The organism is Streptomyces sp. NPDC039423 (assembly GCF_055598725.1).
On sequence record NZ_JBVKAH010000018.1, the window covers coordinates 1 to 18,252 of the forward strand.

2 protein-coding genes are annotated in these 18,252 nt (G+C 75.3%); both read left to right on the forward strand.

What is annotated here, in order from left to right:
- Positions 1-2,032: beta-ketoacyl reductase (locus tag ACZ7LK_RS31905; protein WP_471144609.1), on the forward strand; the 2,032-nt coding region annotated here is incomplete at its 5' end.
- A gap of 341 nt (positions 2,033-2,373) precedes the next feature.
- Positions 2,374-18,234, forward strand: coding sequence for a type I polyketide synthase (locus tag ACZ7LK_RS31910; protein WP_471144610.1), 15,861 nt, complete (start codon positions 2,374-2,376; stop codon positions 18,232-18,234).
- The last annotated feature ends 18 nt before the right edge of the window (positions 18,235-18,252 follow it).

The following is an 18,252-nucleotide window of genomic DNA, read 5'->3' on the forward strand; positions in this document are numbered from 1 at the left end:
TGAGCAGTCGACTGTCGACGGCTGGCGTTACCGGGTGGTCTGGAAGCCGCTGGCCGAGCCGGCCGGCTCCCGTCTGTCGGGCACCTGGCTGGTGGCCGTTCCCGAGACCGGCTCCGGGCTGGCCGACACCGTGCTCCGGTCGCTGGCCGAGCGCGGCGCCGAGGTGCGTACCGTCACCGTCCCGGCCGCCACCGGCCGGGAACGGCTCGCCGCGCTGCTGAAGGAGACGGCGGCCGGCAGCGCGCCCACCGGTGTGGTGTCCCTCCTCGCCCTCGCCGGCGACGGGGCCTTCCCCGCCGAGCTGGCGCTGTCCCAGGCCCTGGGCGACGCCGAGGTGACCGCTCCGCTGTGGTGCCTCACGAGCGGGGCCATCGCCACCGGCCGTTCCGAGCGGGTCGCCGATCCGGCCCAGGCGCTCGTCTGGGGCCTCGGGCGGGTGGCGTCCATGGAGCAGGGCGAGCGCTGGGGCGGTCTGGTCGACCTCCCCGCCGACCCGGCGGGTCCCGACGCCCGTACGCTCGACCGCCTGGCCGGGGTTCTGGCCGGTGACGGTGCCGAGGACCAGGTCGCGCTGCGTGCCTCCGGCCTGTTCGGCCGGCGCCTGGCGCACGCCCCGCTGTCCGACACCCCCGCCGCACGCACCTGGAAGCCACAGGGCACGACCCTGGTCACCGGCGGTACGGGAGCCCTCGGCGCCCACGTCGCCCGCTGGCTCGCCGGCAACGGCGCCGAGCACCTGCTGCTCACCAGCCGCCGGGGCATCGACGCCCCCGGCGCCACCGAACTGCGCGACGAACTCACCGCACTCGGCACCCAGGTCACCATCACCGCCTGCGACATGGCCGACCGCGACGCCGTCGCCACCCTCCTCGACGCCATACCCACCGACCGGCCACTGACCGCCGTGTTCCACGCGGCGGCGGTCGTGGACGACGGTGTCATCGAGGCGCTCACCGCGGAGCAGGTGGAGGCCGTGCTGCGCCTCAAGGTGGACGCGACGCGCCACCTGGACGAGCTGACCCGGGACCTGGACCTGTCGGCGTTCGTGCTGTTCTCGTCCTTCGCCGCCACCTTCGGCGCCCCCGGCCAGGGCAACCAGGCACCCGGCAACACCTTCCTGGACGCCTTCGCCGAGCACCGCCGTGCGGCCGGGCTGCCCGCCACGTCCATCGCCTGGGGCCCGTGGGGCGGCTCGCAGGGCGAGGGGAGCGCCGCGGGCGACCGCATGCGCCGGCACGGCATCCTCGCGATGTCCGCCGAGCGGACCCTGGCCTCGTTGCAGCACGTCCTGGACCGTGACGAGACGACCCTGACCGTCGCCGACATGGACTGGAAGCGGTTCACGCTGGCCTTCACCGCCGACCGGGACAGGCCGCTGCTGCTGGAGCTGCCGGAGGCCCGCCGGATCATCGAGACGACCCGGCGCGAGTCCGCCGACGAGCAGGCCGGGGGAGTGGCGCTCGGCCGGCAGCTCGCCGGGCTGCCGGAGGTGGAGCAGGAGCGGCTGCTGCTGGAGCTGGTCCGCACCGCCGTGGCGGCCGTCCTGGGCCACCCCGACCTGTCGGCGGTCGAGGCGGGCCGGGCGTTCAAGGAGCTGGGCTTCGACTCGCTCACCTCGGTCGAGCTGCGCAACCGGCTCGGTGCGGCGAGCGGCCTGAAGCTGCCCGCCAGCCTGGTCTTCGACCACCCGACGCCCGCCGCCGTCGCCGCCTTCCTCCGTGCCGGGATCGTTCCGGACGCGGCGGCCGGCGGGGCCCCGCTGCTGGAGGAGCTGGACAAGCTGGAGGCGGTCCTGGAGGGGGGCACGGCCGACAACGTCGTACGGGCCCGGGTGACCATGCGGCTCCAGTCGCTGCTGGCGAAGTGGAACGAGAGCGAGGACCCGGCGGCCTCGGCGGCCTCGGTGGCCGACGGGACCGGGACGGGACCGGCCGGCCCGGCGGACGGTGTCCTCGACGAGGTCGAACTGCTCCAGGACGCGAGCGACGAGGAGCTGTTCGCCTTCATCAACAAGGGGCTGGGCCGCGCCTGACCGATTCCGGGCCACGCTCGACCGCCCGGCCACCCGGCCGGACACCGGGCCGGTCCGACCGGATATCCCAGGCATTCGGTTATTGACGGAACTCCGGTTATTGGTCAGGATGGTCAGCCCCCTGGGCGAATTCACGTAGGGCCCCACTGCCCCCTACGCACCCTCCCATCCAGGGGTGCGTAGGGGGCAGTTAGGGGTTGTCGGGAGGATTGAGCGGCGAATAGCCTGCCGCTGATCAGTCGATTCGGTCACGGCTGGGCCGACTGAATACCCGATGTAATTCTCGGCCTTTTCCAAAACAGATTCCTATGCCGTCTGCTGCAAATGGGTGGTTGCGTTAAATGGCGAATGAAGAGACGCTGCGGGACTACCTGAAGCTGGTGACGGCGGATCTGCACCAGACGCGTCAGCGGCTGCGTGACGTCGAGGCGAAGAACCAGGACCCCATCGCCATCGTCGGCATGGGCTGCCGGTACCCCGGTGGCATCACCTCGCCCGAGGAGCTGTGGCAGCTCGTCGTCGACGGCGGTGACGCCATCACCGGCTTCCCCGCCGACCGCGGCTGGGACATGGACACCGTCTACCACCCGGACCCCGAGCACCCGGGCACGAGCTACGCCAACCAGGGCGGCTTCGTCCAGGACTTCGCGCGTTTCGACCCGTCCCTGTTCGGCATATCCCCGCGCGAGGCGCTGGCGATGGACCCGCAGCAGCGGCTGCTGCTGGAGACCTCGTGGGAGGCGTTCGAGCGGGCCGGGATCGACCCGACGTCGATGCGCGGCAAGCAGGTCGGCGTCTTCGTCGGCACCAGCAACCACGACTACCTCACCGCGCTGCTGAGCTCGTCCGAGAACGTGGAGGGCTACCTCGGCACCGGCAACGCGGCGAGCGTCGCCTCCGGCCGGCTCTCCTACACCTTCGGGCTCGAGGGCCCCGCCGTCACCGTCGACACCGCCTGCTCGTCCTCCTCGGTCGCCCTCCACCTGGCCGTGCAGGCGCTGCGCAACGGCGAGTGCTCGCTGGCGCTCGCGGGCGGTGCCACCTTGATGTCGGCGCCCGGCACGTTCATCGACTACAGCAAGCAGCGCGGGCTCGCCACCGACGGACGGTGCAAGGCGTTCTCGCCCGACGCCGACGGGTTCAGCCTCGCCGAGGGCGTCGGCATCCTGCTCGTCGAGCGGCTCTCCGACGCGCGCCGCAAGGGGCATCCCGTCCTCGCCGTCATCCGTGGCACCGCCGTCAACCAGGACGGCGCGAGCAACGGCCTGACCGCCCCCAACGGCCCCTCCCAGCAGCGCGTCATCCTCCAGGCCCTCTCCAACGCCCGGCTCACCCCCGACCAGGTCGACGCGGTCGAGGCCCACGGCACCGGAACCGGGCTCGGCGACCCCATCGAGGCGCAGGCCCTCATCGCCACCTACGGCCAGGACCGCCCCGACGGCCGGCCGCTGTGGCTCGGCTCCCTCAAGACCAACATCGGCCACGCCCAGGCCGCCGCCGGTGTCGCGGGCGTCATCAAGAGCGTCATGGCGATGCGCCACGGTGTGCTGCCGCGCACCCTGCACGTGGACGAGCCGACGCCGCACGTCGACTGGTCGGCGGGGGACGTGTCCCTGCTCACCGAGGCGCGGCCGTGGCCGCTGACCGACCAGCCGCGCCGCATCGGCGTCTCGTCGTTCGGCATGAGCGGCACCAACGCCCACATCATCCTGGAGAGCGCCCCGGAGAGCGGCGCGGAAGGCGCGTCCGAGAGCGGCGCGGAGGGCACGCCGGGGACCGCCCCGGGGACCGCCGCCGACGCGTCGTCCCCGAGCGGCCGGACGGCCGCCCTGCCCGTGGTCCTGTCCGGCCGGACCGAGGCCGCGCTGCGTTCCCAGGCCGCGGCCCTGCACGCCCACCTCACCACCCGCCCGGGCCTCGGTCTCGCCGACGTCGCCTTCTCGCAGGCCCTCACCCGGGCCGCCCTGGACCGCCGGGCCGCCGTCGTCGCCCACGACCGGGACACCCTGATGGCCGGGCTCGCGGCAGTCGCCGAGGGCCGCCCCTCCGCCGACGTCTTCGAAGGCAGCGCCACCGAGGGCAAACTGGCGTTCCTGTTCACCGGTCAGGGCAGCCAGCGACTGGGCATGGGCCGTGAACTGTACGAGACGTACCCGGTGTTCGCGGAGGCGCTGGACGCGGTCTGCGCCCAGCTCGACGCACGCCTCGCCCGCCCGCTGAAGGACGTCCTGTTCGGTGACGACCGGGACGCCCTCGACCGGACGGAGTTCACCCAGCCCGCACTGTTCGCGGTCGAGGTCGCGCTGTACCGCCTGGTGGAGAGCTGGGGCCTGAAGCCCGACTTCCTGGCCGGTCACTCGATCGGCGAGATCGCCGCCGCCCATGTGGCCGGGGTGTTCTCGCTGGAGGACGCCTGCACGCTGGTGGCCGCCCGCGGCCGGCTGATGCAGGCGCTGCCCGCCGGTGGCGTCATGATCGCCGTCGAGGCGTCGGAGGACGAGGTCCTCCCGCTCCTGACGGACCGGGTGAGCATCGCCGCCATCAACGGCCCTCGGTCGGTCGTCGTCGCCGGTGACGAGGCCGACGCGGTCACCGTCGCCGCGCACTTCGAGGCCCAGGGCCGCAAGACCAAGCGCCTGACGGTCAGCCACGCGTTCCACTCGCCGCACATGGACGGCATGCTCGACGCCTTCCGCGAGGTCGCGGACCGCATCGCGTACGAGAGCCCGCGCATCCCGCTCGTCACCCACCTCACCGGCGCCCTGGCCACCGACGAGATCGCCACCGCCGACTTCTGGGTACGCCACGTCCGCGAGGCCGTCCGGTTCCTCGACGGCGTCCGCTGGCTGGAGAGCCGCGGGGTCACCACGTACGTCGAACTCGGCCCCGGCGGCGTCCTGTCCGCCCTCGGCCAGGAGTGCCGGACCGCCACCGGCCCGCGTGCCGCGGCCTTCCTGCCCGCGCTGCGCGCCGGCCGGAGCGAGGTCTGGTCGGTGACCGCGGCCGTCGCGGGCGCCCATGTGCGCGGACTGTCCCCGGACTGGGCCGCCCGGTTCGCCGGCACCGGCGCCCGGCGCGTCGACCTGCCCACGTACGCCTTCCAGCGCGAGCTGTACTGGCCGCGCGACCCCTTCACCGACCTCACGGGCCCCGCCGACGGCGGCGAACTGGGCACCGGGGACGCCAAGTTCTGGGAGGTCGTCGACAGCGAGGACCTCGCCGCGCTCGCCGACACCCTCGGCGTCGACGGGGACGAGCCGCTCAGCAGCGTGCTGCCCGCCCTCTCCGCCTGGCACCGCCGCCACCGTGACCGCGACACCGTGGACGGCTGGCGCTACCGGGTCACCTGGAAGCCGCTCACGGACACGACCTCCGCACCCCTCACCGGGAACTGGCTGCTCGCCGTCCCCGCCGGACACGCGGACGACCCGTGGGCCACGGCGGCCCGGGCCGCGCTGACCGCCCGCGGGGCCACCGTCAGCACCCTCGTACTCGACGCGGCCCTCGACGACCGCGCCGCCATGGCCCGGCACATCGGCGACACCCTCGCGCGGACCGGAGCGGCCACCGAAGCCGCCGCCGACGCCACCGCCGCCGCCGGAGCCGCCACCGCCGACGCCACCGCCACAGCCGCCTCGCCCGTCGGCGCCCCCGTCGGCGTGCTGTCGCTGCTGGCACTCGACGAGCGGCCCCACCCCGAGGACCCGGCGCTGTCCGCCGGGCTCGCCGCCACCACCGCCCTGGTCCAGGCCCTGGGCGACGCCGGTGTCGACGCCCCGCTGTGGGCCGCCACCCGGGGCGCGGTCTCCACCGGCCGCTCCGACCGGCTCGCCAGCGTCACCCAGGCCCAGGTCTGGGGCCTCGGCCGCACCGCCGCCCTCGAAATCCCGCACCGCTGGGGCGGCCTCGTCGACCTGCCCGAGACGCCCGACGAGCGCGCCACCGGCCGCCTCGCCGACGTCCTGGGCGGCCTCGGCACCGAGGACCACCTCGCCGTACGCTCCACCGGCGTCTTCGTCCGCCGACTGGCCCGCGCCCCCCGCGAGGAGCGCCCCGCCACCGAGTGGACCACCACCGGCACCGCCCTGGTCACCGGCGGCACCGGCGCACTCGGCCGGCACGTCGCCCGCCTCCTCGCCACCGCCGGGGCCGACCACCTGCTGCTGGTCAGCAGGCGCGGCCCGGACGCCGAGGGCACCGGCGAACTCGCCGCCGAACTGCGCGAGCTGGGCGCCGAGGTCACCTTCGCCGCCTGCGACGTCGCCGACCGCGACGCCGTCGCCGCGCTCCTCGCGGCCGTCCCGGCCGAGCACCCCCTGACCACGGTCGTCCACGCCGCCGGCGTACTCGACGACGGCGTCCTGGACGCCCAGACGCCGGGCCGTCTCGCCGGCGTGCTGCGTCCCAAGGCCCACGCGGCGCACGTCCTGCACGAGCTGACCCGCGACCTGGACCTGTCCGCCTTCGTCCTCTTCTCCTCCGTCGCCGCCGTCTTCGGCGCCGCCGGACAGGCCAACTACGCCGCCGCCAACGCCCACCTCGACGCCCTCGCCGAGCAGCGCCGCGCCGACGGGCTGCCCGCCACCGTGCTCGCCTGGGGCGCCTGGGCCGACGGCGGCATGGCCACCGACGACCTCGTCGCCGAACGTCTCCGGCAGTCCGGCCTGCCCGCCCTCGCGCCCACGACGGCCCTGTCCGCGCTGCGCACGGCACTCACCCTGGACGAGACCGCCTCCGTCGTCGCCGACATCGACTGGCAGCGGCTGGCCCCCGGTCTCACCGCCGTACGCCCCTGCCCGCTGATCGGAGACCTCCCGGAGGCCGCCCAGGCCCTCACCGAGGCCCAGGGGTCCGCCACCGCCGGTGAGCCCGGCGGCCCCGCCGACACCCTCGCCGCGCGCCTCGCGGACGCCCCCGCCGACGAACGCGACCGGCTGGCCCTGGACTTCGTCCGCACCCAGGTGGCCGCCGTGCTCGGCCACGCCGGACCGGAATCCGTCGACCCGGCCAGCGCCTTCCGGGACCTCGGCTTCGACTCCCTCACCGCGGTGGAGATCCGTAACCTCCTCACCGCCCGCACCGGCCTGCGGCTGCCCGCGACCCTGATCTTCGACTACCCCAACTCCTTCGCCCTGGCCTCCTTCCTCCAGGACGAACTGCTCGGCTCGCGGGCACCGGACACGGCCCACCGCGCCGCCGCGTCCGCCGCGCCGGCCACCGACGACGACCCGATCGCGATCGTCGCGATGAGCTGCCGCTTCCCCGGCGGTGTGCGCACCCCGGAGGACCTCTGGGAGCTGCTCGTCAGCGGCCGCGACGCCATCTCCGGGTTCCCCGCCGACCGCGGCTGGGACCTGGACGGGCTGTACGACCCCGAGTCCGTCGCCGAGAACACCAGTTACGTCCGCGAGGGCGGCTTCCTCGCCGACGCCACCGACTTCGACCCGGCGTTCTTCGGGATCTCGCCGCGCGAGGCGCTGGCGATGGACCCGCAGCAGCGGCTGCTCCTCGAAACGTCCTGGGAGGCCTTCGAGCGGGCCGGCATCGACCCCGCCACCGTGCGGGGCGAACAGATCGGCGTCTTCACCGGCACCAACGGCCAGGACTACCTGAACCTCATCCTGGCCGCCCCCGACGGCGTCGAGGGCTTCCTCGGCACCGGCAACGCCGCGAGCGTCGTCTCCGGCCGTGTCAGCTACGTCCTGGGCCTGGAGGGCCCGGCCGTCACCGTGGACACCGCCTGCTCGTCGTCGCTCGTCGCCCTGCACTGGGCGATCCAGGCGCTGCGGCAGGGCGAGTGCACCATGGCGCTGGCCGGTGGCGTGACGGTGATGTCCACCCCCGCCTCCTTCATCGACTTCAGCCGCCAGCGGGGTCTGGCGGAGGACGGCCGCATCAAGGCCTTCGCGGCCGCCGCCGACGGCACGGGCTGGGGCGAGGGCGTCGGCATGCTCCTCGTCGAGCGCCTGTCGGACGCGCGCAAGAACGGGCACCCGGTGCTGGCGGTCGTCCGCGGCTCGGCGATCAACCAGGACGGCGCCAGCAACGGGCTCACGGCCCCCAACGGCCCCTCCCAGCAGCGCGTCATCCGCCAGGCCCTCGCCGGTGGCGGCCTCACGACCGCCGACGTCGACGCCGTCGAGGCGCACGGCACCGGCACCAAGCTGGGCGACCCGATCGAGGCGCAGGCGCTGCTGGCCACCTACGGCCAGGACCGGCCCGAGGACCGGCCGCTGCTGCTCGGCTCCATCAAGTCGAACCTGGGCCACACCCAGGCCGCCGCCGGTGTCGCCGGGGTGATGAAGATGGTGCTGGCGATGCGGCACGGAGTGCTCCCGCAGACCCTGCACGTCGACGAGCCGACCCCGCACGTCGACTGGACGGCGGGCCGCGTACGCCTGCTGGCCGAGGCACAGGCGTGGCCGGAGACCGGCCGCCCGCGCCGGGCCGGCGTCTCGTCCTTCGGCATCAGCGGAACGAACGCCCACACCATCATCGAGCAGGCCCCTGCCCAGGACGACCTGCCCGAGGGCACGCCCGCCGACCTCCCCGCGCCCCCCGCGGCCGCCGGACGCGGCGACGGCCCGCTGCCGTGGCTCGTCTCGGCCAGGAGCCGGGACGCCCTGCGCGACCAGGCCCGCCGGCTCCACGCCCACGCCACACGGCACCCCGAACTGCGCCCGGTGGACCTGGGCCTGTCCCTGGCGGTCGGCCGCTCGGCGTTCGAGCAGCGCGCGGCCGTGGTCGCCGCGGACCGTGAGGGTCTGCTGGCGGGCCTCGCCGCGCTGGCGGACGACGGCACGGCGGCGGGCGTCGTCACCGGCTCGCCGGTCGCCGGGAAGACGGCGTTCCTGTTCACCGGTCAGGGCAGCCAGCGGCCGGGCATGGGCCGTGGCCTGTACGAGGCCTTCCCGGCGTTCGCGGACGCGCTGGACGCGGCCTGCGCGCACCTGGACGCCCATCTCGACGTACCGCTGAAGGACGTCCTGTTCGGCGACGACCGGGCCGCGCTGGACCGCACGGAGTTCACCCAGCCCGCGCTGTTCGCGGTCGAGGTGGCGCTGTTCCGGCTCGTCGAGAGCTGGGGCGTGAAGCCCGACTATCTGGCGGGGCATTCGATCGGTGAGATCGCGGCCGCCCATGTGGCCGGGGTGCTGTCCCTGGAGGATGCCTGCACGCTGGTGGCGGCTCGTGGCCGTCTGATGCAGGCGCTGCCGTCCGGTGGCGTGATGATCGCGGTCCAAGCCTCGGAGGACGAGGTCCTTCCGCTGCTCACCGAGCGGGTGAGCATCGCGGCGATCAACGGCCCGCAGTCGGTCGTGGTCGCGGGCGACGAAGCGGACGCGGTGTCCATCGCCGAGCACTTCGAGCAGCAGGGTCGTAAGACCAAGCGGCTGAGCGTGAGCCATGCGTTCCACTCGCCGCACATGGACGGCATGCTGGACGACTTCCGTACCGTCGCGGAGTCGATCTCGTACGAGGCTCCGCGTATCGCCGTCGTGTCGAATCTGACCGGTGCGCTGGTCACGGACGAGATGGGTTCGGCGGACTTCTGGGTACGGCACGTCCGGGAAGCCGTGCGGTTCCTGGACGGTGTCCGGGCGCTGGAGGCCGCCGGGGTCACCACGTACCTGGAACTCGGCCCCGACGGGATCCTGTCGGCCCTGGCCCAGGACTGCCTGACCGGCGACACCGACACCGACACCGACCCCGTTTTCGCGCCCGCGCTGCGCAACGGCCGGCCCGAGGCGGAGACCGTCACCACCGCCCTCGCCCAGGCACACGCCCATGGCGTCCCCGTCGACTGGGCGGCGTACTTCGCCGGCACGGGCGCCCGGCGGGTCGACCTGCCGACGTACGCCTTCCAGCGGCAGCGCTACTGGCCGGCCGTCTCCTCCCTCCACCTCGGCGACGTCGAGGCGATCGGCCTGGACGACACCCGGCACCCGCTGCTGAGCGCCGGGGTCGCCCTGCCCGAGTCGGACGGCATGGTGTTCGCCGGGCGGCTGGCGCTCTCCACGCACCCCTGGCTGGCCGACCACGCGATCCTCGGCAGTGTCCTGCTGCCCGGCACCGCCTTCGTGGAGCTGGCCACCCGCGCCGGTGACCAGCTCGGCTGCGACCACCTCGAGGAGCTGACGCTGGAGGCCCCGCTGGTCCTGCCCGAGCACGGGGGCGTCCAGCTCCGCGTGTGGGTGGGCGCGGCCGAGGAGGACGGGCGCCGCCCGCTCGCCCTGCACTCGCGGGCCGAGGGGCTGGCGGCCGAGGAGCCGTGGACGCGGCACGCCAGCGGTGTGCTCGCCGTGGGCGGGCGCACCCCGGCCGCGTCCGGCCCGGCGGACTGGCCCCCGGCCGGCGCCACCGAGGTGGACCTGGACGGGCGGTACGACCAGCTCGCCGACATCGGGTTCGCCTACGGGCCCACCTTCCGGGGCCTGCGCACGGCATGGCAGCGGGACGGCGAGGTCTACGCCGAGGTCAGGCTGCCGGAGGGCACCGAGGACGAGGCCGGCCGGTTCGGTCTGCACCCGGCGCTGCTGGACGCGGCCCTGCACGCCATCGGCCTGGGCGGCATCGGCGCCGACGACGGCCGGGGCAGGCTGCCCTTCGCCTGGTCGGGCGTGTCGCTGCACGCGGGCGGTGCCGCCGCGCTGCGGGTCCGCCTCTCGCCGGCCGGCGCCGAAGGGGTCCGGCTGGAGATCGCCGACGCCTCGGGCGCCCCGGTCGCGACCGTCGAGTCGCTGGGGCTGCGCCCGGTGACGGCCGACCAGCTCCGCGCGGCCCGTACGACCTACCACGAGTCGGTGTTCCGCCAGCAGTGGACGGAGCTGCCCGGCACCGACGCGCACACCACCGCCCCCGCGGTCCGGTACGCGCTCCTCACCGGCCCCGCCACGTCCCTCACCCCCACCGGCCCCGCAGGCGACGGCCCCGACCGTCACCCCGGCTCCGACCGTCACCCCGACGCCGACCGGTACCCCGGCTCCGACCGTCACCCCGACGCCGACCGGTATCCCGACCTGGCCGCGCTCGCCGCCGCCGTCGACGCCGGGACGGCCGTACCGGACGAGGTGCTCGTCGAGCGGGCGCCGCTGTCCGGCGCCCTCACCCCGGCGGCCGTGCACGCCGCCGCCCATGACGCGCTGGCGCTCGCCCGGACCTGGCTGGCCGACGAGCGGTTCGCCGCCTCCCGTCTGGTGTTCCTCACCCGCGGGGCGGTCGCGGCCGGCCCGGACGAGGACGTCACCGATCTGGCCGCCGCCACGGCGTGGGGCCTGCTGCGGTCCGCGCAGACGGAGAACCCCGGCAGGATCGCGCTCGTCGACACCGACGGGCACGACCTGTCCGACCGCGCCCTCGGGGCGGCCCTCGCCTCGGACGAGGAGCGGTTCGCGCTGCGTGCCGGCTCCGTGCGCGTCCCCCGCCTCGCCCGCGTCGAGACCGGGCAGGACGAGCCCGGCCGCGCCCCCGCGTTCGGACCCGGCGGAACGGTCCTGATCACCGGCGCGACCGGTGCGCTGGGCCGGCTCACCGCCCGGCACCTGGTCGCCGAGCACGGCGTGGACCGGCTGCTCCTCGTCGGCCGTCGCGGTGCCGACGCGCCGGGCGCCGCCGAACTCACCGCCGAACTCGCCGAATCCGGCGCCCACGCGACCTGGGCCGCGTGCGACGTGGCCGACCGGGACGCGCTGGCCGCGCTGCTCGCGGACGTTCCCGCCGAGCACCCGCTGAGCGCCGTCGTCCACACCGCGGGCGTCCTCGACGACGGGGTCATCACCTCGCTGACCCCCGAGCGGCTGTCCACGGTCCTGCGCCCCAAGGTCGACGCGGCCTGGCACCTGCACGAGCTGACCCGCGACCTCGACCTGTCGGCGTTCGTGGTCTTCTCCTCCACCTCCGGCCTCTTCGGCGGCCCCGGCCAGGGCAACTACGCCGCCGCCAACTCCTTCCTGGACGCCCTCGCCCAGCACCGCCGCGCCCACGGCCTCCCGGCCACCGCGATGGCCTGGGGCCTGTGGTCCGTCGCCGACGGCATGGCCGGCGCGCTCGACGCGGCCGACGTCAACCGGATGCGCCGGGCCGGACTGCCGCCGCTGACGGCCGCCGACGGACTGGGCCTGTTCGACACGGCCGTCTCCCTCGACGACGCGGCCGTGGCCCTCATGCGGGTCGACACCGAGGCCCTGCGCGCCCAGGCCGCGGCGGGCACCGTCGCGCCCCTGCTGCGCGGGCTCGTCCGGGGAGTGACCCGGCGTACCGTCGACGCCGCCACCACCGCCGGGGCCGGCGAGACCGAGCTGCGCCGCCGGCTGGCGGGCCTGTCCGCCGCCGAACAGGACCGCGCCCTGCTGGACGTGGTGCGCACCCAGGTCGCCGCGGTGCTGGGCCACGCGGGCCCGGCGGCCGTCGAGTCGGGCCGGGCGTTCAAGGAGCTGGGCTTCGACTCGCTCACCGCCGTGGAACTCCGCAACCGCCTGAACGCCGCGACCGCGCTGCGCCTGCCCGCCACCCTGATCTTCGACTATCCGGACCCGACCGTCCTCGCCCGCCACCTGCGCGCCGAACTCCTCGGCGACGAGGGCGACGGGGACGACGCCGCGGCCGCGGCGACCGGCGGCCCCGTCACCACCGCGGCCGACGACGAGCCCATCGCGATCGTCGCCATGAGCTGCCGCTACCCCGGGGACGTACGCAGCCCGGAGGACTTGTGGCAGATGCTCACCGCCGGGGCGGACGGCATCACCCGGCTCCCCGAGAACCGCGGCTGGGACACCGAGGGACTGTACGACCCCGACCCGGAGAGCCAGGGCACGTCCTACGCGCGGGACGGCGGGTTCCTGCACGACGCCGCCGAGTTCGACGCCTCCTTCTTCGGCATCTCGCCGCGTGAGGCGCTGGCGATGGACCCGCAGCAGCGACTGCTGCTGGAGACGACCTGGGAGGCCTTCGAGCGGGCCGGGATCGACCCGGCGACCGTACGGGGCAGCCGTACCGGCGTCTTCGCGGGCGTCATGTACCACGACTACGGCGCACGCCTGCACGCCGTGCCCGACGGCGTCGAGGGCTACCTCGGCACCGGCAGCTCCAGCAGCATCGTGTCGGGCCGCGTCGCCTACACCTTCGGCCTGGAGGGACCCGCGGTCACCGTCGACACGGCCTGCTCGTCGTCGCTGGTGGCCCTGCACCTCGCCGCGCAGGCGCTGCGCAACGGCGAGTGCTCCCTGGCCCTCGCGGGCGGTGTCACCGTGATGTTCACCCCCGGCACGTTCATCGAGTTCAGCCGCCAGCGGGGCCTGGCCGCCGACGGCCGCTGCAAGTCCTTCGCCGCCGCGGCGGACGGTACGGGCTGGGGCGAGGGCGCCGGCATGCTCCTGCTGGAGCGGCTGTCCGACGCCCGCCGCAACGGCCACCAGGTCCTGGCGGTCGTGCGCGGCTCGGCCGTCAACCAGGACGGCGCCAGCAACGGGCTCACCGCCCCCAACGGCCCCTCCCAGCAGCGCGTCATCCGCGCAGCGCTCGCCAACGCCGGGGTCACCGCCGCACAGGTCGACGCCGTCGAGGCGCACGGCACCGGCACCACCCTGGGCGACCCCATCGAGGCCCAGGCCCTCCTCGCCACCTACGGTCAGGAGCACACCGGCGACCAGCCGCTGCTGCTCGGCTCGGTGAAGTCCAACCTCGGCCACACCCAGGCCGCCTCGGGCGTCGCCGGCGTCATCAAGATGGTCATGGCGATGCGCCACGGGGTGCTCCCGCGGACCCTGCACGTCGACGAGCCCACCCCGCACGTCGACTGGTCGGCGGGCGCCGTGTCCCTCCTCACCGAGGCCGTGGAGTGGCCGGAGACCGGACGGCCGCGCCGCGCGGGCGTCTCCTCGTTCGGCATCAGCGGCACCAACGCGCACGCCATCATCGAGCAGGCCCCCGAGCCGGAGCCCGCACCGGCCCCGCCGGCACCCGGCACCGCCGCCGGACGGGTACCCGTCCCGCTGCTGGTCTCGGCCCGCGGCGAGGACGCGCTGCGCGCCCAGGCCCGCCGCCTCCACGCGCACGTCCAGGCCGACCCGGGGCTGCGCACCGTCGACCTGGGCCTGTCCCTGGCGACCACCCGCTCGGCGCTGGAACAGCGGGCCGCGCTGCTCGCCGGGGACCGCGCCGACCTGCTGCGCGGCCTGAACGCCCTGGCGCGCGGCGAGGACACGGCGGGACTCGTGCGCGGCACCGCCCGCGAGGGCCGCACGGCCTTCCTCTTCACCGGCCAGGGGAGCCAGCGGCCGGGGATGGGGCGTGAGCTGTCCGAGACGTACCCCGCCTTCGCGCGGGCGCTGGACGAGGTCTGTGCCGAACTGGACCGGCACCTCGGCACACCGCTGAAGGACGTCCTGTTCGGCGACGACCGGGCCGCGCTCGACCGGACCGAGTTCACCCAGCCCGCGCTGTTCGCGGTCGAGGTGGCGCTGTTCCGGCTGGTCGAGTCGTGGGGCCTGACGCCGGACTTCCTCGCCGGCCATTCGATCGGTGAGATCGCCGCCGCGCACGTCGCGGGGGTGCTCTCCCTCCAGGACGCCGGTGAGCTGGTCGCCGCCCGCGGGCGGCTGATGCAGGCGCTGCCCGGCGGTGGCGTGATGATCGCGGTGCAGGCGTCGGAGGACGAGGTCCTGCCGATGCTCACCGAGCGGGTGAGCATCGCGGCGATCAACGGCCCGCGGTCGGTCGTGGTCGCGGGTGACGAGGACCCGGCGGTCGCCATCGCCCAGGTCTTCGAGGCCCAGGGCCGTAAGACCAAGCGCCTGGCCGTCAGCCACGCGTTCCACTCGCCGCACATGGACGGCATGCTCGCCGACTTCCGCAAGGTCGCCGAGGGGCTGGTCTACGGAACGCCCCGCATCCCCGTCGTGTCGAACCTGACCGGCGCGCTCGTCACCGACGACATGGCGTCCGCCGACTTCTGGGTACGCCATGTCCGCGAGGCGGTCCGCTTCCTCGACGGCGTCCGCACCCTCGAAGCCGAGGGCGTCACCACGTACCTCGAACTCGGCCCCGACGGCGTCCTGTCCGCCCTCGCCGAGGAGTGCGTGACCGGCGACACCGACGCGGTCTTCGTGCCCGCCCTGCGCACCGGCCGCCCCGAGGCCGTCACGCTGGCGACCGCCCTCTCCCGCGCCCACGTGCAGGGCGTGACGGTCGACTGGGACGCCTACTACGCCGGGACCGGCGCCCGGCGGGTCGAGCTGCCCACGTACGCCTTCCAGCGCAAGCGCTACTGGCTCGACGTCGGCGTGTCCACCGAGGACGTGATGGCGGCGGGCCTGGAGACGGCCGGCCACCCGCTGCTCGGCGCCACCGTCGACCTGCCCGCCTCCGGCGGACTGGTCCTCACCGGGCGCCTCGCGCTGTCCACCCACCCCTGGCTCGCCGACCACACGGTCATGGACACCGTCCTGCTGCCCGGCACCGCGTTCGTCGAACTGGCCCTGCGGGCCGCTGAACAGGCCGGCTGCGACACCCTCGACGAGCTGGCCATCGAAGCCCCGCTCACCCTGCCCGACCAGGGCGCCGTCCAGCTCCAGCTCGCCGTCGACGCACCGGACGACTCCGGGCGCCGGACGCTGACCCTGCACTCCCGCCGCGCCGACGCCCCGGCCGACGAGCCGTGGACCCGGCACGCCACCGGTGTCCTGGCCCGCACCGCGCCCACGCGCGCCGCCGACCTGGCCCAGTGGCCGCCGGCCGGCGCGGAGCCCGTCCCCACCGACGGGTTCTACCCGGCGGCGGCAGCGGCGGGGCTCGGCTACGGGCCCGCCTTCCAGGGGCTGAGCGCCGTCTGGAGGCGAGGCGACGAACTGTTCGTCGAGGTCACCCTCGACGAGGCCCACGAGGCCGACGCCGCCGCCTACGGGGTGCACCCGGCACTGCTCGACGCCGCCCTGCACGCCCTCGGCCTCGGCACCCCCGGCGCGTCCACCGACGCCCCGGCCGAAGGGGCCCGACTGCCCTTCGCCTGGACCGGTGTACGGCTGCACGCGTCCGGAGCCGCCGGACTGCGCGTCCGGCTGACCGCCACCGGGTCCGGCGGTGTCGCCCTGGACGTCGCCGACTCCACCGGCGCGCCGGTGGCCTCCGTCGACTCCCTGGTCCTCCGGCCCGTCACGGCGGAGCAGCTCGGCCGGGACGGTGCCGCGCACCACGAGTCGCTGTTCGGCGTCGAGTGGACCCCGCTGGCCCTGCCCGCCGGGGCCGTCCCCGCCGGGGAGCGCTGGGCCGTGCTCGGCGCCGACGCACCCGACCTCAGGGTCGCGGGCGAACGGCTCGACGTGTACGCGGGCCTCGGCGAGCTGCGCGCCGACCTCGCGGCGGGCGCCACGGCACCCGACGTCGTCGTCGTCCCCCTGTCGCCCGGCGCCTCCGGCGGAGACCCCGCCGCGGCCGCCAGGACGGCCACGCACCAGGCGCTCGCCCTGGTCCAGGAGTGGCAGGCCGAGGAACGCCTCGACGGCTCCCGGCTGGTGGTCCTGACCCGGGGCGCGGTCGCCGCCGCCCCCGGCGAGCGGGTCGCGGACCTGACCCACGCGCCCGTGTGGGGCCTGGTGCGGTCCGCGCAGTCGGAGAACCCCGGCCGGTTCGTCCTCGCGGACACCGACGGCACCGAGGCCTCTTTCGGGGCCCTGGCCGCGGCGCTCGCGACCGACGAGCCGCAGCTCGCGCTGCGGGCCGGCGAGGCGCACGCCTTCCGCCTGCGCCGGATCGCCCGGGCGGCCTCCGAAACGCCCGACGCCGCGACCGCCGACTTCGCCACCGCCGACTCCGAGACCGCCGACTCCGCCACCGCCTCCGTCGGGACCTCTGCGTACGGGGCCGAGGGGACGGTGCTGGTGACCGGTGCGACGGGTACGCTCGGCCGGCTGGTGGCCCGTCATCTGGTGGCCGAGCACGGTGTGCGGCATCTGCTGCTGCTCAGCCGCCGGGGTGAAGCTGCGCCCGGTGCGGCAGAGCTCGCCCGGGAGCTGGCCGAGTCCGGTGCGGGGGTGACCTGGGCGGCCTGCGACGCGTCCGACCGGCAGGCCCTGGCGGCGGTCCTCGCCGCCGTACCCCAGGACCATCCGCTCACGGCCGTCGTCCACACCGCCGGCGTTCTCGACGACGGCATCATCGACTCCCTCACCCCCGAACGCCTCGACACCGTCCTCCGCCCCAAGGTCGACGCGGCATGGAACCTGCACGAGCTGACCGAGGGCCACCCCCTCACCGCGTTCGTGCTCTTCTCCTCCGTCGCCGGCTGCTTCGGCGCCGCCGGCCAGGGCAACTACGCCGCCGCCAACAGCTACCTGGACGCCCTCGCCCAGCACCGGCGCGCCCACGGGCTGCCCGGCCGGTCACTGGCCTGGGGCCTGTGGGCCGCCGCCGACGGCATGGCCGGCGCCCTGGACGACACCGACCTGGCCCGCATGGCCCGCTCCGGGGTGGCCGCGCTCGCCCCCCACGAGGGCCTCGCGCTGTTCGACACCGCCCACACGCTGGACGACGCCGTCCTCGTACCCATGCGGACCGAACCGGCGGCCCTGCGCGCCCAGGCCGCCGACGGCACCCTGCCGCCGCTGCTGCGCGGCCTGGTGCGCACCCCCGCGCGCCGCGCCGCCGACTCCGGGACGCGCACCGCGAACCGGCACGCCACCGACCCCGCCGGCTCCCTCGAGGAGCGCCTCGCGGGCCTGGCGCCCGCCGAACGCGACCAGGCGCTCATGGAGCTGGTCCGCGGCCAGGTGGCCGCCGTGCTCGGCCACCGGGACGCGGACGACGTCGATGCCGGGCGGGGCTTCCTCGACCTGGGCTTCGACTCGCTGACGGCGGTCGACCTGCGCAACCGGCTCACGGCGCACAGCGGACTGCGGCTTCCCGTCACGCTGATCTTCGACTACCCGTCCCCCGCCGCGCTCGCCGCGTACCTCGGCGAGCGGCTCGGCCAGGGCGACCCGTCCCGCCGGCCCGTCCACGCGGAACTCGACAAGCTCGAATCGATCCTCTCGACGGTCGCCCCCGACGACGTCGAACGCGCGGGCATCACCGCCCGGCTGCGAGACCTTCTGGCGAAGTGGAATGAAACGCACAGTGCACAGGACAGCACCGCCCACGAGCGGGAAATCCAGTCCGCGACGGCCGACGAGATCTTCGATCTCCTCGACGACGAACTGGGGCTGTCCTGACCGGCTCCAGGACGCACC